This is a genomic window from Rhodococcus sp. CX (genome assembly GCF_015865005.1).
Classification (GTDB): domain Bacteria; phylum Actinomycetota; class Actinomycetes; order Mycobacteriales; family Mycobacteriaceae; genus Rhodococcus.
Genome location: NZ_JADZGH010000034.1, coordinates 61,183 through 81,618 on the forward strand (window position 1 = coordinate 61,183; position 20,436 = coordinate 81,618).

Sequence of the window (20,436 nt, forward strand, 5' to 3'; positions counted from 1 at the left end):
GTGTCGCGCTGCAACGCCGGGATCAGGCCCACGAACACCAGGCCCATGACGATGGTGACGACCCCGCCGACCCGCATCAGGACGTCACGGTTGACCGAGAGCAACGAGATCGCGCCGAAGACGGACGCGGTGGCCAGGACGAACACCACGGTGAACCCGGCGACGAACAGCGCTGCGGCGCCGGCGACCCGCAACCGGCCGTCGCTGCGCAGCGTCGTCGTGCGGGCCTGGGCCTGCGCCTCGGTGACCGCCGGTGCTTCTGCACCGACGACCCCGGCCAGGTACGACAGGTAGCCGGGAACGAGCGGCACCACGCACGGCGACGCGAACGAGACGAGCCCGGCGAGCAGGCACGCACCGGCGGCGAGCAGCAGCGGCCCGCTCGCGGCCATCGACTGGAAGGTGTCACCCACCCCGGACGCCAGCACCGTGTCGGCGTCGGTCGCGGAGAACGCTGCGGTACTCGTCGTCACTGCCGTACTCGTCATCACTGCTGTCCGGCCGGTTCGGCGGCGATCCGCTCGACCACCGGCTGCAGGTCCTCGGCGAGCAGTTCGGTGAGGAACACCGCGGCGACGCGATGGTCGCGGTCGAGCACCACGGTCGTCGGCACCACTGAGGTCGGATAGTTGCGGCCCAGCGCGAGCAGCGACCGCATCGCCGGGTCGTAGATCGACGGATAGGCCACCTTGTTGTCGACGACGAAGTCCTGCGCCTTGTCACGCTGGTTGTCGCGGACATTGATGCCGAGGAACTGCACGCCCAGGTCCTTGGTCGACTCGTACACCTGCTCGAGGTCCCCGACCTCGCTGCGGCAGGGAGCACACCACTGACCCCACACGTTCAGCACGACGACCTGGCCCTCGTAGTCGGCGAGCGAGAGCGTCTGCCCCTCGTTCATCAGGTCCTCACCGGACAGGTCACCGAGGGTGCCTCGTTCGGCCGGCGGATCGTAGAAGATGCGGGTCTGACCGCCCGGGGAAACGAAATCGAACGTGCCGCCGGTGGCGACGGCGTCGTCACCGGTCGCGCACGACGTCAGAGCCGCGACGCTGCACAGCAGCGCCGCGACGACCACGAAGATCCTTCTCATGCGCCGTGCACATTCGGGTCGGAGGCCCCGGCCGGCTCCGAGTACACGATGTCGACGAGGGTGTCCCCGTCGTACACCAGAGACGTCAGAGACGCGAGACTGCACTGCCGGTTCCGCGGGTCGTGCCACAGCCGCTCCCCTTCGAGGAATCGGCGCAGCGTCCACACCGGAAGCTGGTGGCTCACGCACACCGCCTCGCGGCCGACCGCGGCGACGCGCGCGGCGTTGACGGCGGCGAGCATGCGATGCGCGATCTGCAGGTAGGGCTCGCCCCACGAGGGGGTGAACGGGTCGCGCAGCTTCCACCAGTGCCGGGGACGGCTCAGCGCGCCGTCGCCCACCGCGACCTTCAGGCCCTCGAACTGGTTGCCCGCCTCGATGAGGTTCTCGTCCGTGAGGACCGGCAGTCCGTGCTTCTCGGCGATCGGCGCGGCGGTCTGCTGCGCGCGCTCCAGCGGGGACGCGACGACGTGCGCGATGTCGTGGTCGGCGAGCACCGCCGCCACCGACCGTGCCTGCGACTCACCGGTGACGGACAACCGGTAGCCCGGCAGCCGGCCGTAGAGGATGCCGGTGGGGTTGTGCACCTCGCCGTGCCGCAGCACGTGCACGATGGTGCGCTTCTCGGACGGGACGGTTTCGGTCACGTGGGTATTCCTCGCGTCGGGCGTCAGCGGATCGGGATGGAGGCGGGTCGGGTCAGGTCAGGGGGCGGTCGCCGCCGCGGCGGCCTTCGCGGCGTGCGGCAGGGCGTCGGCGATCCGCGAGAAGGCGTCGTCGTCGAGGGCGGACGAGACGAACCAGGTCTCGAAGGCGCTCGGCGGGGCGTACACGCCGTGCTCGAGCAGGGCGTGGAAGAACGCCGGGAAGCGCCAGGTCTGCGCGGCCTTCGCCTCGTCGTAGTTCGTCACCGGCGCGTCGGTGAAGAAGACGCTGAGGAGGGTGCCGGCGTTCTGCACGCGGTGCGGCACGCCTTCGGCGGTGAGGGCCTCGTCGAGCAGCCGGCCCAGGGTCGCGGCGTTGCGGTCGAGGGCCGCGTACACGTCGGCGTCGGCGGCGCGCAGGCTCGCGAGACCCGCGGCGACCGCGACCGGGTTACCGGAGAGGGTGCCGGCCTGGTAGACCGGGCCGGCGGGGGCGAGACGGGCCATGACGTCGGCGCGGCCACCGAATGCGGCGGCGGGCAGGCCACCGCTCATCACCTTGCCGAAGGTCATCAGGTCGCCGGCCACCCCGTCGATGCCGTGCCAGCCGGTGGCGCTCGCGCGGAACCCGGTCATCACCTCGTCCATGATCAGCAGCGCGCCGTGCTCGCGGGTGATCTCCCGCAGTCCCTCGTTGAACCCGGGCAGCGGCGGGACGGTACCCATGTTGCCGGCGGCCGCCTCGGTGATGACGGCGGCGATCTGCCCCGGGTTGGCGGCGAACGTGGCACGGACGGCCTCGAGGTCGTTGTACGGCAGCACGAGGGTGTCCTCGGCCTGCGCGCCCGTCACGCCCGGGGAGGTGGGCAGGCCGAAGGTCGCGAGACCGGAGCCGGCGTCGGCGAGCAGCGCGTCGACGTGACCGTGATAACACCCGGAAAATTTGACGATCTTGCTGCGGCCGGTGAATCCGCGCGCCAGACGCACCGCACTCATCGTCGCTTCGGTCCCGGAATTGACGAGCCGGACCTGTTCGACGGGCGCGATGCGCGCCACGATTTCCTCGGCGAGTTCGACCTCACCGGCGGTCGGCGCACCGAACGACAGACCGGACGTCGCGGCGGTGCGGACCGCCTCCACGACCGCGGGATGCGCGTGGCCGAGAATCATCGGCCCCCACGAACACACCAGGTCCACATAGGAATTGCCGTCGACGTCGGTGAGGGTGCTGCCCGAGGCCGAGGCGATGAACCGGGGGGTTCCGCCGACCGAACCGAACGCTCGAACCGGCGAGTTGACGCCTCCGGGCGTCACCTTCGACGCCCGGTCGAACAGGGCGGCGGAAGCAGTGTCGTGGGTGCGGGAGGCATCGGGGGTCGCAGTCACGACCTCCAGTGTCCCAGTTTCGGCGGATTTGCCAAAAGGCACCCGGGCGTGCGTGACCTCCGTCTCGGTCCGGCGGGAACACCGGTTGTCCGGCGGGAACGCCGATTCACGGCACCCGGTTCACGGCGTGCCGCACGCGGAACCGCAGCACCAGCAGGGGCACCGCCCTAGGGTCGGATTCATGGCGACCACAGCTGATCATCTCCGTGACACTCTCGACGGCGCGTGGCGGCAGGCCCGCTCCCGGGCCCGCACCGACCTGGCACGGGAGGAATTCGCTCCCCATCACATCCCCGATCTGGACCGGGCCCGCGCGACCGTCCTCGACCAGATGCGGCTGCTCGCCGAGGCCGGCTACGCGTCGGCCGGTTTCTCGGAGGCGAGCGGCGGCACCGGCGACCCCGGCAGCGCGGTCGCGTCGATCGAGATGCTCGCGATGTCGGACCTGTCGCTGATGGTCAAGTCGGGCGTGCAGTGGGGCCTGTTCGGCGGTGCCATCGAGAACCTGGGCACGCAGCGGCACCACGAGCGCTACATCCGCCCGCTCATCGACCTCGAGTTGCTCGGGTGCTTCGCGATGACCGAGACCGGCCACGGCAGCGATGTGCAGGCGCTCGAGACGACCGCGACATACGACCCGGCCACGCAGGAGTTCGTCATCGACTCCCCCACCCCGTCCGCGCGCAAGGACTACATCGGCGGGGCGGCACAGCACGCGACGGTCGCGGCGGTGTTCGCGCAACTGATCACCGGCGGCGCGACGGAGGGTGTGCACTGCTTCGTCGTGCCGATCCGCGACGAGCACGGCAACGACCTGCCCGGCGTGACGACCTCCGACTGCGGATACAAGGGCGGGCTGCCCGGCGTCGACAACGGCCGCATCAGCTTCGACGGGGTGCGGGTGCCGCGGGAGAACCTGCTCAACCGGTACGCGGACGTGGACCCGGACGGCACCTACCACTCGCCCATCGAGAACCCGAACCGCCGGTTCTTCACCATGGTCGGCACCCTCGTGCGCGGCCGCGTCACGGTCGGCGGGTCCGCCGGGGCCGCGGCGCGCGTCGCGCTCACGATCGCTACGCAGTACGCGCTGCAGCGCCGCCAGTTCTCCGCGCCGAACGACGAGCAGGAGGTGCTGCTGCTCGACTACCTCGTCCACCAGCGCCGGCTGTTGCCGCTCATCGCCCGCTCGTACGCGCTCGGGTTCGCGCAGAACGAGCTGATCTCGACGATGCACCGCATCCAGACCACCCCCGTCGAGGACGTCGACCCGCAGGAGCAGCGCGAGCTCGAGGGCCGCGCGGCGGGCCTGAAGGTCGCGAACACCGAGCACGCGACCCGCGCGATCCAGGAGTGCCGGGAGGCGTGCGGCGGCGCCGGCTACATGGCCGAGAACCGGCTGACGTCGCTGCGGGCGGACACGGACGTGTTCACCACCTTCGAGGGCGACAACCACGTCCTGACCCAGCTCGTCGCGAAGGAACTGCTCACCGCGTACGCCGACGAGGTGCGTGGCATGAGCCCGGTCGAGTGGATGCGATTCGCGGCGACCACCGTCTCCGACATCGTCAAGAAGCGCACCGCGGCGCAGCAGATCATCCAGACGCTCGTCGACACCCGGCAGGACAACGAGGAGGACGGCAGCCTGTTCAACCGGGGCACGCAGCTCACGATGTTCGAGGACCGCGAGCAGTACCTGCTCTCGACGGCGGCGCGGCGGCTGCAGGCGGCGTCGAAGCGGGAGGAGAGCCAGTTCGACGCGTTCAACTTCGTGCAGGACCACGTGTTGCACGCGGCCCGCGCACACATCGACCGGGTCGTGCTCGAGGCGTTCGTCGCCGGGATCGAGTCGTGCGAGGACGAGACGGCCCGGGAACTGCTGTCGGACGTGTGCGATCTGTACGCGCTGAGCGTCATCGAGGACGACAAGGCGTGGTTCATGGAGCATCGGCACCTGTCCGTGGAGCGGGCGAAGGCGGTGCTGCGCGGCATCAACGAGCGGTGCCGGACGTTGCGCCCGCACGCGGCGACGCTCGTCGAGGGACTCGGCGTGCCCGAATTCCTGCTGGGGTCGGCGATGCTCGACGGGCCGGGAACCGACGCGGGCCGGGTCTGAACCTCAGTTCGGAATCACCCGGAGGATGCGGTCGTCGTCTCCGTTGTCCGTGGTCACCAGCAGGGAACCGTCGGGCAGCGGGGTCAGCGACCGCAGCCGCCCGTAGGTGTCTTCGAGCAGGGTCGCGGAATCGACGACGCTGCGCCCGTCCTCGGACAGCTTCAGCAGGATCAGCCGGGCCGCCTGCTGGCTGCTGACCACGAGGGCTCCCGACCACGGCCCCCACGCATCGCCGGTGACGAATGCGAGGCCCGGTGTCGCGATCGTCGGGGACCCGGAACTCCACACCGCACCGATCGCGCCGGGCACCCGGTCGGGGTCGGTCATGGGCACCGACTCGTCGTAGCGGCCGGGTTCCCGGTCGGGCCGGTAGCCGTAGTTGCCGCCGGGTTCGAGCAGGTTGACCTCGTCGTCGCGGCGGGTGCCCTGTTCGACGGCATAGATGCGCCCGGTGCCGGGCTGCAGTGCCAGTCCCTGCACGTTCCGGTGGCCGAGGGTGTAGATCGGGCTGCCGGGATCGGGGTTGCCGGCGGCGGGTGTTCCGTCGGGGTTCAGGTGCAGCACCTTGCCGCCGAGGCTCGCCCGGTCCTGCGGGACGGTGGGGCGGGCGCTGTCGCCGGTGCCCACGTAGAGGGTGCCGTCCGGGTGGACGAGGATCCGGCAGCCGGCGTGGCGGCCGCCCGCGGCGACCGGCATGCCGGAGACCACGGTGCGGACCCGGGTGGCGGTGGTCCAGTCGGGGTCGACCGTCCAGGCGAGCACGCGCACGTCGTCCGGGTCGCGGTGACCCTGGCACGAGTAGAAGGTCCGGTCGGTGGCGAAGTCGTCGGACAGGGCCAGCCCCATCAGGCCGGTCTCCCCGACCGCGTAGAGGTCGGACAGGTCGGCCTGCAGCGCGGTGACCTGCCCGTCCGGGCGGCGGACGACGAAACGCCCGCCGCGCTCGCCGGTGAGGAGCGTGCCGTCGGGAGCCCGGACGACGTCCCACGGATGGTCCAGCCCGTCGATCAGTATCTCGACGGTGACCGACGGCGGGGCGCTCACGGCGGGGACCGTCACGGAGGTTTCCTCCACCGTATCCCCGGGCGGCTTAGCCACCGGTGTCCTGGGCGGCTCCGCGTTCGTGCACGAGGCCGCCGCACACACGAGTGTGGCGGCGGCCAGGAGGGACCCGGCGGTCCTGCGCAGTCTGCTGCTCATGATGCCGGCCGGGTCACGGGATCAGGCGACGAGCGCGTATCCGGCTTCGTCGACGGCATCCGCGACGGCCTTCGGATCCAACTCGATGTCGCTGACAACCACGACGGTGCCGGTCTCGAGATTCACGTCCACCTCGGAGACACCGGGGATCGCGGAGATCTCCTCGCGCACGGCGGAGACGCAGTGTCCGCAGGTCATGCCCTCGACACGGTAGGTGTTCTGCATTGTGGCTCCTTCGAGTCTCGACATCACCACCGACGATACCCCCAGGGGGTACCTGCCGTCATCAGGTCCGTCAGCGCGCACGCCCGCTCACGAGGCCGTCGAGGCACCTGCGCAGCTCCGCATCGTCCTTCGCCCACGCCCTCACGAACGTGCCACCGCGCAACCGCAATCCGACGGCGGTGCGCTTGCGCGGTACGCCGGACAGCTCCCCGAGGGTGCGCGCATTCTCCCAGCGGGCCGGGTCCCGCGACGCGGGATCTGCGGGTGGCAGGACCGCCTCGATGTCGGCGACGGGCAGCTCCTCGGTCCCCTGCCGCAGCACCGTCTCGGTCAGTTCGACACTCACGTGCCGACGGCCTGCGACGACCATGATGTACGCGAAAACGGCCAGTACCACCGCCATCACCGGCAGCGCGAACCAGTGCACGACCGGCCCGGTCGCCACTTCGATCAGCAGACCGACGAGGCAGAACAGCGGACCCGACGCGACCGCCCGCCAGCGGGCGCCGGGTTCGTGGAACAGCGGCGCGGGCGCACTGCCGTTCAACGTGAGACGCCGTTCAACGTGAGCCGTCCGTCGGGTGCAGCAGTCCGTCAGGCCGAGAAGGTGCCGGGAACGACCAGGAGCACGAGCGTCACGAGACCCAGGACTGCGATGAGGCCGATCAGGAGCGCCTCACGTCGACGGCTGTAGGGTCGCGGTTCCACGTACGGGTGTTCCACCTGCATGAGTCCTCACGCTCGTCGGGTACGGCCACAGACCGTTGGTCGAGCCCACCGTACTCCCTACGCGCGCAAGGTCAAATAGCCGAATGAAACCCTCTCCGTAAGCTCAATTATTAGGAATCCGAAGGAAGTACAGATTTGCGTCGCGCCGATGCATGAGTACGATCGCGCCCACCGTCAGCACCGACTGGAGGATGCCGACGATGCCGAGCACCCAGCCTTCGACGCCCGTACCGGCGCCCACGCCGAACAGCGTCGGCACCGTCGACAGGGTCATGAAGACCCCGACCAGCGTCAACAGCATGCGCGCCCAGTTCTTTCCGCGGCGCATCTGTCGCACGACGAGATAGAGCAAGCCGAGAATCACGAAGCTGCCGACCGCCGCCACGCCCAGACCGAACGGAATCAGCGCGAGGAAATCGTCGCGCGTCATCGCCTCGGATCCGGACATCTCCGGCATCTGATCCATCAATCGATCGACGAACGCCTGACGATCACGCCACATCACGGCCAGACTTGTGACCGCCGACACAATTCCGAGAATCAGGACGCCACACCACAATTGGTACGCCGTTCCGACGTCGACGGGCATCGGACGCTGTTCACCGACCGGCCTCTGCCCCGGCGTGGGCATCGGCATGGGCCCGGTCACGACAACCAGCCTGCAGCCTCGGCGGCCCAGTAGGTCAGGACGATGTCGGCGCCGGCGCGACGGATGCTCGTCAGCGACTCGAGGACGGCGGCGTCACGGTCGATCCAGCCGTTCTGCGCGGCGGCCGTAATCATCGAGTACTCTCCCGAAATCTGGTACGCCGCAACGGGAACGTCGGAACGATCCGCGACCTCGCGCAGGATGTCGAGATAGGACATCGCCGGCTTGACCATCACCAGGTCCGCCCCCTCGGCGAGATCTAGGTCGACCTCCCGGAGCGCCTCGCGCCGGTTCGCCGGATCCTGTTGGTAGGTACGGCGATCACCTTCGAGCGACGATCCGACGGCCTCGCGGAACGGGCCGTAGAACGCCGACGCATACTTGGCCGCGTACGCCAGCTGCCCGACGTCCTGGAAGCCGGCCGCATCGAGAGCCGCGCGGATCGTCGCGACCTGCCCGTCCATCATTCCGCTCGGACCGAGCAGATGCGCACCCGACTCTGCTTGCGCCACAGCCATTTCCGCGTAGCGCTCGAGTGTCGCGTCGTTGTCGACCCGCCCGGACTCGGTGAGCACACCGCAGTGCCCGTGATCGGTGAACTCGTCGAGACAGGTGTCGGCCATGATCACCGTCGCGTCACCGAGTTCGTCGCGCAGATCCCGCAGCCCCCGGTTGAGCACCCCGTCGGGATCGGTGGCGCCGGATCCGCGCGCGTCCTTGTCCTCCGGGCGCGGCACACCGAACAGCATCAGACCGCCGACGCCCGCCTCGACCGCCGTCGTCGCCGCGGCCCGCAGCGAGTCGAACGTGTGCTGGAAGACGCCGGGCATCGACGAGATCTCGCGGGGTGCGCCGATCCCGTCGGCGACGAACATCGGCAGCACCAGATGTCTTGGCTCGAGCGAGGTTTCGGCGACGAGTCGCCGCATCGCCGGGGTGGTACGCAGCCTGCGGGGACGAAATTCCGGATACACGGTTCACACCTTCCGATACGAGTCGTGCGCGGTTCCGGTAGCGGTGGCTACCGAAACCGCGCACGAGTGGAGTCAGCGCCGGGCTCGGGACTTCTTGCGCGGCGGCGGCAGAGCGCCCTCGGCGCGCAGCCGGGCGGCGTGCTCGGCGAGCGCCTCGACCAGCGGACCGACCTGCGCGGTCTCGGGCTGCACGTCGACCCGCAGACCGAACTCGATCGCGGTCTCCGCGGTCTTGGGACCGATGCAGGCGACGATCGTGCGCGCGTGCGGCTTACCGGCGATACCGACGAGATTCCGGACCGTCGACGACGAGGTGAAGCACACCGCGTCGAAACCACCGGTCTTGATCATCTCGCGGGTCTCGGCCGGCGGCGGCGCGGCCCGGACGGTGCGGTACGCGGTGACGTCGTCGATCTCCCAGCCGCGTTCGCGCAATCCCTCGGCGAGCGTCTCGGTCGCGATGTCGGCGCGGGGCAGCAGGATCCGGTTGACCGGGTCGAACACGTCGTCGTACGGCGCGAACTCGGCGAGCAGGCCCTCGCTGGACTGCTCCCCCGTCGGCACCAGCTCCGGGGTGATACCGAACGACCGCACCTTGTCCGCGGTGGCCTGACCGACGCAGGCGATCTTCACGCCGGAGAACGCACGTGCGTCCAGACCGAACGCTTCGAACTTCTCCCACACCGCGCGCACCGCGTTGGTGGAGGTGAACACCACCCACTGGTAGCGACCGTCCACCAGGCCCTTGACGGCCCGCTCCATCTGGGCGGGGCTGCGCGGCGGCTCGACCGCGATGGTCGGCACCTCGATGGGAATCGCACCGTGGGTGACGAGACGATCGCTCATCTCACCGGCCTGATCCTTGGTGCGCGGCACCAGCACCGTCCAGCCGTACAGGGCGCGCGATTCCCACCACGACAGCTTGTTGCGGTGCGAGACGACCTTGCCGACCGTGACGATCAGCGGGCCCACCAGCTCGGATCCGGCGTCGTTGAGGGTCGCGAGGGTCGCTTCGACGGTGCGCTGCTGACGGGTCGTGCCCCGCACCGTGATCGCGGCCGGGGTCTGCGGCGCGAGACCGTGCTCGACGAGGGCACTCGCCGTCTCGGCCAGGTGACCGGAGGTCGCGTGCAGCACGAGCGGGCCGGGTGCGGCGGCAAGCGCAGCCCAGTTCACCTCGCCGCGGACGTCGACCTCGGTGTGGCACGAACCCAACGCCATGCCGGCGTAGCTGGGGACGGCCGAGCCGGACGGCAGGCCCGGCAGGACCTCGAACACCACCTGGGTGCGGGAGACGGCGTTGACCTCGGCGATCACCGAATCGGTCGTCATCGGATCCCCGGCGACCAGACGCACCACGTCGTGGCCGTTCCTGGCCTCGGCGACCAGCGTCTTCGCGACCTCGGCGGGCTCGCCCAGCGCGGGACGGACCTCGGCGATCGGTTCCCCGGTCTCCGGGTCGCGGCCGGCGTCGCGGCCGACGAGCGCGACGACGGCCTTGTCCACGTCGGGGTCGGTGAAGGCCATGGTGGCGCTCGTCAGCACGTCGCGTGCGCGCACGGTGAGCAGCGCCGGGTCGCCCGGCCCCGATCCCACGAACAGGATCCGTCCGGGAGTGTGCTTGCGGACTCGGCTCATCGGTGATTCTCCAGTGCGATCAAATCTGCGGTATCGGGAAATCGGAAACGGGAAGGCAGGGCGTCAAACATCTGCTGCACTTTCTTCTGCCGGTCTGCCGGCACCTTCGTCGGCGGCCATGAGGTCGCGGGCTCCGAGGTCGAGCAGCTCCCGGGCGACGGCGCGACCGAGCTCGGTGGCACGCTCGAGCGGTCCGACCGCGCTCGCGCGGATCGCGTCGGAACCGTCGATCGCGGCGGCACAGCCACGCACCGACAGCTCCTCGAACACCCGGCCGTCGTCGTCGAGGGATTCGACGACCTCGGCGAGCGCCCCGACGGGCGCGGTGCACCCGGCCTCGAGTTCGGCGAGCAGTGCACGCTCGGCGTCGACGGCGGCGCGGCTGGCCGGGTCGTCGAGCTCGGCGAGCACGGCGATCATCTCCGGATCGTCGGCACGGCACTCGACGGCAAGTGCCCCCTGCGACGGTGCCGGCAGCATCTGCACCGGTTCGAGGGACTCGGTGATGCGGTCGGTCCGGCCGATGCGGGAGAGACCGGCGCGGGCGATGACGATCGCGTCGAGCTCGCCGGATTCGACCTTGCCGAGCCGGGTGTCGATGTTGCCGCGCAGCGGCTGGATGTCGAGGCCGAGACCGAGCGCGGCGAGCTGCGCGCGGCGACGCGGCGCCGACGTGCCGACCTTCGATCCGGGCGGCAGTTCGCCCAGCACCAGGCCGTCCCGCGCGACGAGCGCGTCGCGGGGATCCTCGCGCGGCGGGACCGCGGCGATGACCAGGCGCGGATCCTGGAAGGTGGGCAGGTCCTTGTACGAGTGCACGGCGAGATCGACCTCGCCGGCGAGCAGCGCCTCACGCAGTTCGGCGGTGAACACGCCGACGCCGATCCGCTGGACCGGGCCTGCGGTGACGTCGCCCTTGGTCGTGATGATCACCAGCTCGGCGGGATGCCCGGCGGCGATCAGTGCGTCTCTGACGGTGCCCGCCTGCGTGGTCGCGAGGAGGCTGCCGCGCGTTCCGATACGCAACGTGCGGCTGCCGGCCCGGTCGTCGCTCCGGGTGACCGATGCGGCCTCGGCGCTCATGCCTGCCTGTCCTTTCGTGGAGTCCGCAGCTCCGTTGTGAGGGCGGGATCGAGAGCTGCGGACAGGTCGGTGCCGACCGGCTCCGCCAGGGCACCCGGTTCCTTCGTCATGGGCATGGCGACGGCCTCGACCGCACCCGGACGCAGTTCGAACAGTTCACGCAATGCCTCGGCGTACTGGTCGCCGCCGGGAGTGGAGGCCAGTTGTTTCACGCGCACGGTCGGCGCGTGCAGGAGTTTGTCGACGACGCGACGGACGGTGCGCGCGACCTCGCCGCGTTCCCCCTCGTCGAGATCGGGCAGCCGGGATTCGAGACGCATCAGCTCGGCCTCGACGACCTCGGCGGCGCGCTGCCGCAACGCGGTGACGGTCGGGGTGACCTCGGCGAGACGCTGAGAGGTCAGGTAGTCGGACAGTTCGGCGGCGACGATCGCGCGGGCGGCCTCGGCATCCGATGCGGCCGCGCCGGCGGCGGGATCGTTCTGCAACGCCTCCATGTCGAAGACGGTGACGTCGGGAAGACCCGAGACGGACGCGTCGACGTCGCGCGGCAGGCCGAGGTCGCAGATGACGAGGGGGCGGTCCGATCCGCGGCCGGGCTCGGCGAGCGCGCGGTGTGCGTCGGCGAGGGTCACGACGGTTCCGACCGCGCCGGTACAGGTCACCGCGACATCCGCGCAGGCGAGCGCGGACGCGAGATCACCGAACGCGACCACCTCGGCCTCGACGCCGTTGCCGCGGGCCGTTTCGGCGAGTCGTTCGGCGCGCTCGCGCGTGCGGTTGGCCACGATGATCCGCCCGATCCCGGCCCGGGTCAGATGCGCGACCGCGAGACCGCCCATCGCACCGGCACCGACGACGGCGGCGGTGCGGCCGGCGAGACCACCGAGCCGGGCACCGGCCTTGTCCAGCGCGACCGACACCACCGAGGCGCCGGCGGCGTCGATACCGGTTTCGCTGTGGACGCGCTTGCCGACGCGCAGCGCCTGCTGGGCGAGTTCGTGCAGTGCCCGGCCCGCGGCCTGCTGCGCGTCCGCGCTGGCATAGGCGGCGCGGATCTGGCCGAGAATCTGCTGTTCCCCGACGACCATCGAGTCCAGGCCGCTGGCGACCGAGAACAGGTGCTCGGCGGCGGCCTCGCTGTACCGCACGTAGGCGTGCCGGTGCAGATCGGACAGGGTCAGACCGGAATGCTCGGCCATCAGTGCGCTGACGTCGGCCAGGGCGCCGTGGAACGCGTCGACGACCGCGTAGATCTCCACCCGGTTGCAGGTGGAGACGATCATCGCCTCGGAGATGTGCCCGGAGGACATCATCTTGTCGGTCAGCTTCGGTCGGTCGGTGTCGGTGACCGCGACCTTCTCGAGCACTGACACCGGGGCACTCCGGTGCGAGATCCCGACGAGGAGAACACTCACGGCGCGATCACCGATCCGTTTCTTGTCACGGTCGAACCCAGCGGGCCCGACTTCCCGGACGAGGCCCGGTGCGGGGCGCTCGTTGCCTTCACCGCGGTAGCGCGGGAACTCATCGGCTGCCCCATTCCGGTGGGACGTGCGTCCCCGGCAGCGTGTGCGAGTTCGTCGTTGCGGGCGCTGTTGAACGAGAGCACCTGCATCTCGACGGAAAGATCGACGCGGCGGACCTCGACGTGTTCGGGCACCTCGAGCGGCGTCGGAGCGAAGCTCAGGACGCTGCGCACCCCGGAACGGACCAGGACGTCGCACACCTGCTGGGCGGCCTCACCGGGTGTCGCGACGACCCCGATGGTCGCGCCGAGTTCGCGGGCACCGGACTCGAGGCCGTCGACGTGGCGGATCGTCAGATCGCCCACACGGGTGCCGACGATCTGCGGATCGGAGTCGAACAGGCCGGCCATGGTGAATCCGCGGCGGTCGAAACCCGGGTACCGGGCGAGCGCACGACCGAGATTGCCGACGCCGACCAGCACCACGCGGTGTCCCTGGTCCAGGCCGAGCGCGTTCTCGATGCGCGCCTGCAGGCGCAGCACGTCGTAGCCGACGCCGCGAACCCCGTTGGGGCCGAGGAACGACAGGTCCTTGCGGAGTTTGGCGGATCCGACCCCGGACGCGGTCGCGAGTTCCTCGCTCGAGACGATGAGCGTCCCGGCGTCCGCGAGCCCACCGAGGACCCGCAGATAGGTCGCGAGACGCGTCACAGTAGCCTGAGGGATGTCGCGCACCGGAACTCCGGGAGAGGCACCCCCGCCGCCCCCGGCGTTGTCGCGGGCGTCGTCGCCCTGCGGGGGGTGCAGCTCTGTCACGTTCGTGGCTCCTCGTCCGGCCGACGGATACACGTCGGTCCTCACGGTGATCCGGGGTTTCGTTCACACCACGGTAACCGCTTGTGAAGCCATGCACAAAGTTGCTCGAAGGGCCCCGAATGTGCTCGCTACCTGCGCGACGGACCGCGCCGACCGTGGTCAGCGAGCGAGATCGGCCCTGAGTCGCGGCTCGTCCACCTCCCAGTAACTGTGCTCGCGGCCGTCGAGTAGAACGACCGGCAACCGGTCCCCGAATTCGGCGCGCAGCTCGGGATCCGTTGCGGCAGCGGCGTCGACGTCGACGCATGTCGGAGTGAGCCCGAACTCCTCGCACACCTGCTCGAGCCGAGCGCGTGCGGGCGCGCACGCGCCGCAGCCGGCGCCTCCGCACCCGCCCACGAAGTCACTCTCCTCGTCCGCGCCGGCTGCGGCGCGGACGAGGAGAGTGACTTCGTGGGCGGGTGCGGAGGCGCCGGCGGCGTCCTGTCGAGGCTCTGTCATTCCCCTACTGTGCGCCATCGCCGGTCGAGATGAACGTCACACCCGGTCCGTGCGTTCGCTCCCGCCCGGAATGCGGTCCGGTCGCGGGCTAGGCTGGGCGCGTCGTCCGTTGCCCGCGGCGACACGGCCGTCGTGACACGGAGGTGCGAGTGCCTGGACGTTCATTGCCGTACGGGTGGGGAATCGGCGAGTTTCTGTCCGGCCTCATCCGACCGGGACGCCGCCGGTGGTTCAGCAAGTTCGGTCCCAGCGAGGCCGAGGTGCGCGCGAACCTGGCCGGTGAGGCCAGCGCCGACGCCGCACTGGCGCTGCACGAGGCGCGCGCCGAGGCCGAGGTCGAGGCCGGGATCGAAACCGAGGCCGCGACCCCCGCGCCGCGCGATCTGACCGCGGCGGCGTTCTTCGACGTCGACAACACGATGGTGCAGGGCGCCTCGATCATCCATTTCGCCCGGGGTCTGGTCGCGCGGGACTACTTCCGCAAGACCGATCTGCTCGAGTTCGCCTGGCAGCAGGTGAAGTTCCGGGTCACCGGCAAGGAGAACTCGAACGACGTCGCGAGCGGCCGCGAGAAGGCGTTGTCGTTCGTGCAGGGACGGTCGACGGAGGAACTGCGCCGCCTGGGAGAGGAGATCTACGACGAGATCATCGCCGACAAGATCTGGCCGGGCACGCGCGCGCTCGCGCAGATGCACCTCGACGCGGGCCAGCAGGTGTGGCTGGTCACCGCGACCCCGGTGGAACTGGCCGACGTCATCGCCAAGCGGCTCGGGTTGAGCGGCGCCCTGGGTACGGTCGCCGAATCGAAGGACGGCGTCTTCACGGGCCGGCTCGTCGGCGACATCCTGCACGGGCTCGGCAAGGCGCACGCGGTGCGTGCCCTGGCGATCCGGGAGGGCCTGAACCTCAAGCGGTGCACGGCCTACTCCGACAGCCACAACGACGTGCCGATGCTGTCGCTGGTGGGTACGGCCGTCGCGATCAATCCCGACGCGGACCTGCGGGAACTCGCAAAGACCCGCGGCTGGGAGATCCGGGATTTCCGGACCGCCCGCAAGGCCGCGCGGATCGGTGTGCCGACCGCGCTGGGGATCGGTGCGGCGGGCGGAGCGCTCGCGGTCCTGCTCGGGCGGCGGCGGGACCGCGCCGCGTAGTTCCGGTTCCGGTGCGCGTCAGCCGAGGAAGACGTTGCGGCGCCGGGTGAGCAGCTTGTACAGCGTCTGCTGAATGGTCTCCCGCACGTGGTCGGTGACCTCGAACAGCACCATCGGGTCGTCGGCGGCCGCGTCGTCGTACACGTCGGTGGTGATCGGGGTGCCGAACTCGATGTACCACTTCGACGGCAGCGGCACGAGGCCGAGCGGACCGAGGGCCGGGAACAACGGCGTGACGGGGAAGTAGGGCAGGCCGAGCACCCGCGCGAGCGACGTGAGGTCGGCGATGTTCGGGTAGATCTCCTCCGAACCGACGATCGAGCACGGCACGATCGGGGCGCGCGTCTTCAGTGCCGCGGACACGAATCCACCGCGGCCGAACCGCTGCAGCTTGTACCGCTCGCGGAACGGTTTGCCCAGGCCCTTGTAGCCCTCGGGGAACACCGCGACCACCTGGTCGTCGCGCAGCAGCCGCTCGGCGTCCGGGTGGCAGGCGAGTGTGTGGCCGGCCTTGCGGGCGACGTTGCCGATGACCGGCATGTCGAAGGCGAGGTCGGCGGCGAGCATCCGCAGCGGCCGGTGGGCCTGGTCCCACACCGCGACCGAGGTCATCAGCGCGTCGAGCGGCAGGGTGCCGGCGTGATTGGCGACGACGAGGGCGCTGCCGTCGGCGGGGATGTTGTCGATGCCACGGACCTCGACGCGGAACCACTTGTCGAACAGCGGCCGCAGCACCGGCATCACGACGTGCTCGGTGAAGTGCGGATCGAATCCGAAGTCGTCGACGTCGTAGTCACCGGTCATGCGGCGCCGCACGAACTCGGCGGTCCCGGTGACCTGCTCGATCAGGGTCCGGCGGAGGTCGTCGAGGAAACCGTCCGCCGGGGTGTGCTGTTTCGGCAGATCGAAGGGCTCGAGGTCGCGGCCGGCGGGATGACCGCTGCCGGGTCTCGCACCGCCGCGGCGCTGCGCATTCGGTCCGCCGTGCAGCGGAATGACCTTTGCAACCTGCGTCATCGCGCCTCCGTCCTCTCTCCCAGTGCGGAGAGCACCATCGATTCGGCTCGATCGACCCATTCGGTCTTCACGATGCGGCTCAGCCCGATGCTGCGGGCGAAGTCGTCGAGTGCGTCCATCGTCGTCCAGCGCGGCTCGAACCCGAGTTCGGTACGCATCCGGGTGGTGTCGAGTCCGCAACCGAAGTGGAAGTAGTCGAGTTCTTCCTTGGTGAACGATTTCATGACGGATCCCATGAGGGCCTGTCCCGCCGTGCGGAAGAGCCCGTACGGCATGGGAACCGGGATCCCGCCCGCGCGGCGGACGGCCTGCGAGACCATCACGACGCCGTCCCCGGCGATGTTGAAGGTCCCGGCGGGACCGGCGACGGTGGCTCGTTCGAGTGCGCCCAGCGCATCCTCTTCGTGCAGCAATTGCAGCCGGGCGTCGCGCCCGAACACGGTCGGCACCAACGGCGAGGTCAGATATGTGGACACCGAACCGGGCATCCGGTTCCCGACGGTCGGGGCGAGCCGCAGGATCGTGGTCGAGATGTCGCTGCGCCGGCGGGCCAGACCCCGCAGATAACCTTCGATCTCGATCATGTCGCGGGCGAAGGCGCCGGTCGGCCGACGACGGGCGCTCATCTCCTCGGTGAACTTGGCGGGGTCCTTGGCGCTGGATCCGTACACCACCGACGACGACCGCAGCACCACGCGCCGGACGGACGGCACCTTCTGGCACACCGCGAACAACTGCATGGCACCGAGGACGTTCATGTCCTTCATGGCGGTGCGGCTACCGGACTTGGGCGCCTTGGTCACCGTCGACGCGTGGACGACGGTGTCGACGTCCATGTTGCGGATGACCTTGCCGATCAGGGGGTTCCGGATGTCGGCGAGGACGAACTCGGCGCGGCCCATGCGGCGGAGCATGTCCTTGGTGGGCGACTGGGTGTCGACCGCGATGACCCTTTCGATCGCCGGATTCTGAGCGAGCCGGGTGACGAGGAATCCGCCGAGGAAACGGCTGGCACCGGTCACCAGAGCTACCTTCGGCGGCTCGATGTCAGCAGTCGAAGTCACGCACAACCCCCTGTTTCCAGACCTACCGGCTCTCCGGACCCCACGTGCTCGGCGAACCGGCGCTCGTCATGTCGGCAGACCGACCTCGTGGTGTCGACCGAATCGACTCGTATCACGGAACGACTCTCGCGCGGTATGGGTCCCAACAATACGGTGAGTTGCGCGACACCGCATTACACAGAGGTCAACACTCTTCCCGAAGTCCGCACAACGGACGAATCACCCCCGGAATGTCGAAATTACTTGCCGAGTTTACGACGCTGAACGCGCGTACGGCGGAGCAGCTTGCGGTGCTTCTTCTTCGACATGCGCTTGCGGCGCTTCTTGATCACAGAACCCATGGTGGGCTTCCCTCGTTCTCTCTATCGGTCCTGCGCACGCCGGTGACGTACGCCTGTATGTCGACGCTGGGCCCCGTGGTGACGAGCGCAGCGCCTTACGACACCGGCTGGCCGGTACGACGACTTGCAATCGTACCGGGGCGAATCCGCCGAACGAAAACGAGGTCCGCTCCGCTCGTCGATGCGCCCGACGACAGTTACCCGACGTCGAAGTACGAAGTCTCCAAGTAGTCGTGAACGGCCTTTGCGTGGACGCGGAACGACCGTCCCACGCGCACGGCAGGCAGCTCGCCACTGTGGACCAACCTGTACACGGTCATCTTCGATACCCGCATCAACGCCGCAACCTCGGCCACGGTGAGGAACTGGGTGCCGGCGAGGACCGACTGTCCGTCCTGAGGCTGTTGCCCCTTCGACGGTGTGTTTCCAGAAACCATTGGACACCTCCGGCACGTCCCGCGCCGCCGGCTTCCCCTCCGGCGGAACAGACACGCACGTGCTAATCCGAGCTTAGCGTGACGATTGGTTCCTGTGCGACGGTGCGGACGACGAATTTGACACGCCGTCCGATCCGTCCGTGTTCTACTCTCCGGTTGAGCCGAGCTGGGCCGACCGGTTGCGGGCTGCGGTCAGCGCCTCGTAGAAGGCAGTGCGCACCCCGTGGCGTTCGAGTTCGCGGACGGCCGCCGCGGTGGTTCCGCCGGGCGAGGTGACCGCCGCGCGGAGGTCCGCCGCGTTCTCCCCGGAGCGGTCGAGCATCGCCGCCGAACCGGTCATCGTCTGGACGACCAGTTCGGTCGCCACCGCGCGGCTGAGGCCGAGCGAGACACCGGCGTCGATCATCGCCTCGGCGATCAGGAAGAAGTAGGCCGGACCGGAACCGGACACCGCGGTGACCGCGTCGATCTGGGATTCGGGGACGACCGTCACGGTGCCGACGGACGACAGGATCTCGCGCACCAGCTCGAGGTGGTCGGCCTTGGCATGCCGGCCCGCAGCGATGACGCTGGCACCCTCGCCCACGAGCATCGGAGTGTTCGGCATGGCCCGCACGACCGGGAAGCCGGCGGGCAGCTTGTTCTCGTACCGCGCGGTGGGGATCCCCGCCGCCAGCGACAGCAGCAGTTGTTCGCGATCACCCTCGAGGTCCGCGTTGGCCAGGTCGTTGAGGACGGCGTCCACGTCACCGGGCTTGACCGCGACGACCAGGACGTCGGCGCCTTCGGCGGCGTCCGCGACGGAGCCGGTCACGCGGATCGAGTACTCCTGGGCCAGCGTCTCGGCTCGGGCCGGGAACTTCTCGGAGACGACGAGGTCCTTCGTCGCGAATCCACCCTGCAGCAGGCCCGAGACGAGGGCCTCGCCGATTCTGCCGCCACCGATAACCGCAATTCTCGTCATGGCCGTAAGCCTGCCACGCCGCCGGAACCGGGCCTAGGCCGCCCTACCGGGGCGGAGAGCCCCTACCTACCGGGGCATCATCGCGAGCTGGCGACTCTGCACCACGACGGCACCGGTGGAGTCCACGACGGTGTGGTCCTCCTCGAACCACGTGCCGCCGAGGACGGTGCTGCTCGCCATGACGCGCAACCAGCCCGGCTGCGGAAGCCGACGCAGGTATGCGGTCAGCTGCACGGTCGGCGCCCAGCCGAACCGGCCGAGGTTCATCGCGACCGGCGCGGAGATGTCCCCCGCCATGAGCGCGAACAGCGCCGCGGTGTTCCGGTCGGCCTCGTCCTCGGCACGCGGTCGTGCCCACATCCGTACGACCGGTTCACCCTGTCGTCCCGCGAGGAAGTGCGCACTCGTCTCGTCGACGCACAAGTCCGCGCCGCCGCTCACGTTGACGATCTTCCCCATCGGATGCTCCGGCGTCACCAGCCTCGATCCGAGCGTCGGTTCGGCCGGCAGGTCCGCGAGCGGCTGTGCCGCGGCGAACACGTCGTCGCCCTCGTCGGGGCGGCCGAGGGTGATCGAGGCCCGCACGGCCACGCGGTCGCCCTGCACGAGTTCGACGTCGACGAGGGAGACCTGCTTACCCTGCTTGCGGACCGTGGTGATCAGGTCGACATCCCCCGCGTCCGGTGCCGCCACGAACGAGGCGCTCACGGCGAGAGGCTGAATCGCGCTGTCGCCGGTGTCGTCGGCGAGCAGCGTCCGGCGCGCGGCGGCGGCGCACACGGCGAGCATGCAGCCGCCGTGGACCTTGGGCCCGATCGTCCAGGTCGGATGGATGTGGGCGCGCCATCGGCCGTCGCCGAGGGCGTCGACGGTGGTGAGGTCGCGGAACGGGTGGGGGCCGAGCTCGGTCACTGCTGCTCCTGTCGGGGGCGGGGGT

At 69.8% G+C, this 20,436-nt stretch carries 23 protein-coding genes; 2 read left to right on the plus strand and 21 right to left on the minus strand.

All coding sequences use genetic code 11. From position 1 onward, the window contains the following. The 4 genes from I0Q12_RS03275 to hemL form a co-directional block, all read right to left on the minus strand. Window positions 1-392 (minus strand): cytochrome c biogenesis protein CcdA (locus tag I0Q12_RS03275; RefSeq protein WP_307845999.1); only part of this gene is annotated, 392 nt, incomplete at its 3' end. Window positions 393-487: 95 nt separating this feature from the next. Beyond that, window positions 488-1,093 carry a TlpA disulfide reductase family protein gene (locus I0Q12_RS03280; protein WP_197250572.1) on the minus strand — a complete coding sequence of 202 codons (606 nt, stop codon included), beginning with the start codon at window positions 1,091-1,093 and terminating at the stop codon, window positions 488-490. Next, the gene (locus tag I0Q12_RS03285; protein WP_197250573.1) at window positions 1,090-1,740 is read right to left on the minus strand and encodes a histidine phosphatase family protein; all 651 of its coding nucleotides are present in this window, start codon (window positions 1,738-1,740) and stop codon (window positions 1,090-1,092) included. Before I0Q12_RS03285 ends, I0Q12_RS03280 begins: the two co-directional genes overlap by 4 nt. A 57-nt stretch (window positions 1,741-1,797) precedes the next feature. Continuing rightward, entirely contained in the window at window positions 1,798-3,123 is a 1,326-nt protein-coding gene (hemL, locus tag I0Q12_RS03290) for a glutamate-1-semialdehyde 2,1-aminomutase (protein WP_197250574.1), read from the minus strand. A gap of 181 nt (window positions 3,124-3,304) precedes the next feature. Here hemL and I0Q12_RS03295 point away from each other — a divergent pair, with 181 nt between their 5' ends. Then, entirely contained in the window at window positions 3,305-5,239 is a 1,935-nt protein-coding gene (locus tag I0Q12_RS03295; RefSeq protein WP_197250575.1) for an acyl-CoA dehydrogenase, read from the plus strand. A 3-nt stretch (window positions 5,240-5,242) separates the two neighbouring features. On the opposite strand, the gene I0Q12_RS03300 is transcribed toward I0Q12_RS03295, so the two are convergent. From I0Q12_RS03300 to I0Q12_RS31800, 11 genes are all read right to left on the minus strand, one after another. After that, on the minus strand, window positions 5,243-6,439 hold the full coding sequence (locus tag I0Q12_RS03300; RefSeq protein WP_197250576.1) for a sorbosone dehydrogenase family protein: 1,197 nt from the start codon (window positions 6,437-6,439) through the stop codon (window positions 5,243-5,245). A gap of 21 nt (window positions 6,440-6,460) precedes the next feature. Continuing rightward, on the minus strand, window positions 6,461-6,664 hold the full coding sequence (locus I0Q12_RS03305) for a heavy-metal-associated domain-containing protein (RefSeq protein ID WP_197250577.1): 204 nt from the start codon (window positions 6,662-6,664) through the stop codon (window positions 6,461-6,463). Between the two features lie 70 nt (window positions 6,665-6,734). Next, a complete protein-coding gene (locus tag I0Q12_RS03310; RefSeq protein WP_197250578.1) occupies window positions 6,735-7,211 on the minus strand; it encodes a hypothetical protein in 477 nt (158 codons plus the stop codon). Between the two features lie 47 nt (window positions 7,212-7,258). Next, the gene (locus tag I0Q12_RS34585; RefSeq protein ID WP_269437511.1) at window positions 7,259-7,393 is read right to left on the minus strand and encodes a hypothetical protein; all 135 of its coding nucleotides are present in this window, start codon (window positions 7,391-7,393) and stop codon (window positions 7,259-7,261) included. A 103-nt stretch (window positions 7,394-7,496) separates the two neighbouring features. Further along, complete coding sequence (locus I0Q12_RS03315; protein ID WP_197250579.1) at window positions 7,497-7,982, minus strand: hypothetical protein; 486 nt, start codon at window positions 7,980-7,982, stop codon at window positions 7,497-7,499. A gap of 56 nt (window positions 7,983-8,038) precedes the next feature. Further along, window positions 8,039-9,016 (minus strand): porphobilinogen synthase, encoded by a 978-nt coding sequence (gene hemB, locus I0Q12_RS03320; RefSeq protein ID WP_197250580.1) that lies wholly within the window; start codon window positions 9,014-9,016, stop codon window positions 8,039-8,041. A gap of 72 nt (window positions 9,017-9,088) precedes the next feature. Beyond that, on the minus strand, window positions 9,089-10,654 hold the full coding sequence (locus I0Q12_RS03325) for a bifunctional uroporphyrinogen-III C-methyltransferase/uroporphyrinogen-III synthase (RefSeq protein WP_197250581.1): 1,566 nt from the start codon (window positions 10,652-10,654) through the stop codon (window positions 9,089-9,091). 63 nt (window positions 10,655-10,717) lie between these two features. Next, window positions 10,718-11,737, minus strand: coding sequence for a hydroxymethylbilane synthase (gene hemC / locus I0Q12_RS03330; RefSeq protein ID WP_197250582.1), 1,020 nt, complete (start codon window positions 11,735-11,737; stop codon window positions 10,718-10,720). Next, on the minus strand, window positions 11,734-13,155 hold the full coding sequence (locus tag I0Q12_RS03335; protein ID WP_197250583.1) for a glutamyl-tRNA reductase: 1,422 nt from the start codon (window positions 13,153-13,155) through the stop codon (window positions 11,734-11,736). The genes hemC and I0Q12_RS03335 overlap by 4 nt, the downstream gene beginning before the upstream one ends. Beyond that, on the minus strand, window positions 13,152-14,021 hold the full coding sequence (locus I0Q12_RS03340; RefSeq protein ID WP_197250584.1) for a redox-sensing transcriptional repressor Rex: 870 nt from the start codon (window positions 14,019-14,021) through the stop codon (window positions 13,152-13,154). Before I0Q12_RS03340 ends, I0Q12_RS03335 begins: the two co-directional genes overlap by 4 nt. Window positions 14,022-14,180: 159 nt before the next feature. Next, window positions 14,181-14,522, minus strand: coding sequence for a glutaredoxin family protein (locus I0Q12_RS31800; RefSeq protein ID WP_197250585.1), 342 nt, complete (start codon window positions 14,520-14,522; stop codon window positions 14,181-14,183). A 149-nt stretch (window positions 14,523-14,671) separates the two neighbouring features. Here I0Q12_RS31800 and I0Q12_RS03350 point away from each other — a divergent pair, with 149 nt between their 5' ends. Then, window positions 14,672-15,676: an HAD-IB family hydrolase gene (locus I0Q12_RS03350; protein ID WP_197250586.1), complete on the plus strand. Its 1,005-nt coding sequence runs from the start codon at window positions 14,672-14,674 to the stop codon at window positions 15,674-15,676. Between the two features lie 18 nt (window positions 15,677-15,694). Here the strand turns inward: I0Q12_RS03350 and I0Q12_RS03355 are convergent, their stop codons facing one another. The 6 genes from I0Q12_RS03355 to I0Q12_RS03380 all read right to left on the minus strand — a co-directional run bounded on the left by I0Q12_RS03355 (window position 15,695) and on the right by I0Q12_RS03380 (window position 20,411). Continuing rightward, window positions 15,695-16,693, minus strand: coding sequence for a lysophospholipid acyltransferase family protein (locus I0Q12_RS03355; protein WP_197250587.1), 999 nt, complete (start codon window positions 16,691-16,693; stop codon window positions 15,695-15,697). Then, a complete protein-coding gene (locus tag I0Q12_RS03360; protein WP_197250588.1) occupies window positions 16,690-17,757 on the minus strand; it encodes an NAD-dependent epimerase/dehydratase family protein in 1,068 nt (355 codons plus the stop codon). Before I0Q12_RS03360 ends, I0Q12_RS03355 begins: the two co-directional genes overlap by 4 nt. A gap of 239 nt (window positions 17,758-17,996) precedes the next feature. Next, window positions 17,997-18,098, minus strand: a complete 102-nt coding sequence (locus I0Q12_RS03365) for a 30S ribosomal protein bS22 (RefSeq protein WP_003402602.1) — start codon at window positions 18,096-18,098, stop codon at window positions 17,997-17,999. Window positions 18,099-18,295: 197 nt separating this feature from the next. Next, on the minus strand, window positions 18,296-18,535 hold the full coding sequence (locus tag I0Q12_RS03370) for a helix-turn-helix domain-containing protein (protein ID WP_197250589.1): 240 nt from the start codon (window positions 18,533-18,535) through the stop codon (window positions 18,296-18,298). 145 nt (window positions 18,536-18,680) lie between these two features. Continuing rightward, complete coding sequence (proC, locus tag I0Q12_RS03375; RefSeq protein ID WP_197250590.1) at window positions 18,681-19,499, minus strand: pyrroline-5-carboxylate reductase; 819 nt, start codon at window positions 19,497-19,499, stop codon at window positions 18,681-18,683. Window positions 19,500-19,565: 66 nt separating this feature from the next. Then, the gene (locus I0Q12_RS03380; protein WP_197250591.1) at window positions 19,566-20,411 is read right to left on the minus strand and encodes a thioesterase family protein; all 846 of its coding nucleotides are present in this window, start codon (window positions 20,409-20,411) and stop codon (window positions 19,566-19,568) included. Window positions 20,412-20,436: the final 25 nt, after the last annotated feature.

Bases quoted from the DNA above. Each gene is read 5' to 3' on its own strand.
- I0Q12_RS03280 (WP_197250572.1), bottom strand. From the start codon at position 1,093: ATGAGAAGGATCTTCGTGGTCGTCGCGGCGCTGCTGTGCAGCGTCGCG.
- I0Q12_RS03295 (WP_197250575.1), top strand. From the start codon at position 3,305: ATGGCGACCACAGCTGATCATCTCCGTGACACTCTCGACGGCGCGTGG.
- I0Q12_RS03300 (WP_197250576.1), bottom strand. From the start codon at position 6,439: ATGAGCAGCAGACTGCGCAGGACCGCCGGGTCCCTCCTGGCCGCCGCC.
- I0Q12_RS03305 (WP_197250577.1), bottom strand. From the start codon at position 6,664: ATGCAGAACACCTACCGTGTCGAGGGCATGACCTGCGGACACTGCGTC.
- I0Q12_RS34585 (WP_269437511.1), bottom strand. From the start codon at position 7,393: ATGCAGGTGGAACACCCGTACGTGGAACCGCGACCCTACAGCCGTCGA.
- I0Q12_RS03315 (WP_197250579.1), bottom strand. From the start codon at position 7,982: ATGCCCGTCGACGTCGGAACGGCGTACCAATTGTGGTGTGGCGTCCTG.
- I0Q12_RS03325 (WP_197250581.1), bottom strand. From the start codon at position 10,654: ATGAGCCGAGTCCGCAAGCACACTCCCGGACGGATCCTGTTCGTGGGA.
- hemC (WP_197250582.1), bottom strand. From the start codon at position 11,737: ATGAGCGCCGAGGCCGCATCGGTCACCCGGAGCGACGACCGGGCCGGC.
- I0Q12_RS31800 (WP_197250585.1), bottom strand. From the start codon at position 14,522: ATGACAGAGCCTCGACAGGACGCCGCCGGCGCCTCCGCACCCGCCCAC.
- I0Q12_RS03355 (WP_197250587.1), bottom strand. From the start codon at position 16,693: ATGACGCAGGTTGCAAAGGTCATTCCGCTGCACGGCGGACCGAATGCG.
- I0Q12_RS03365 (WP_003402602.1), bottom strand. From the start codon at position 18,098: ATGGGTTCTGTGATCAAGAAGCGCCGCAAGCGCATGTCGAAGAAGAAG.
- I0Q12_RS03370 (WP_197250589.1), bottom strand. From the start codon at position 18,535: ATGGTTTCTGGAAACACACCGTCGAAGGGGCAACAGCCTCAGGACGGA.
- proC (WP_197250590.1), bottom strand. From the start codon at position 19,499: ATGACGAGAATTGCGGTTATCGGTGGCGGCAGAATCGGCGAGGCCCTC.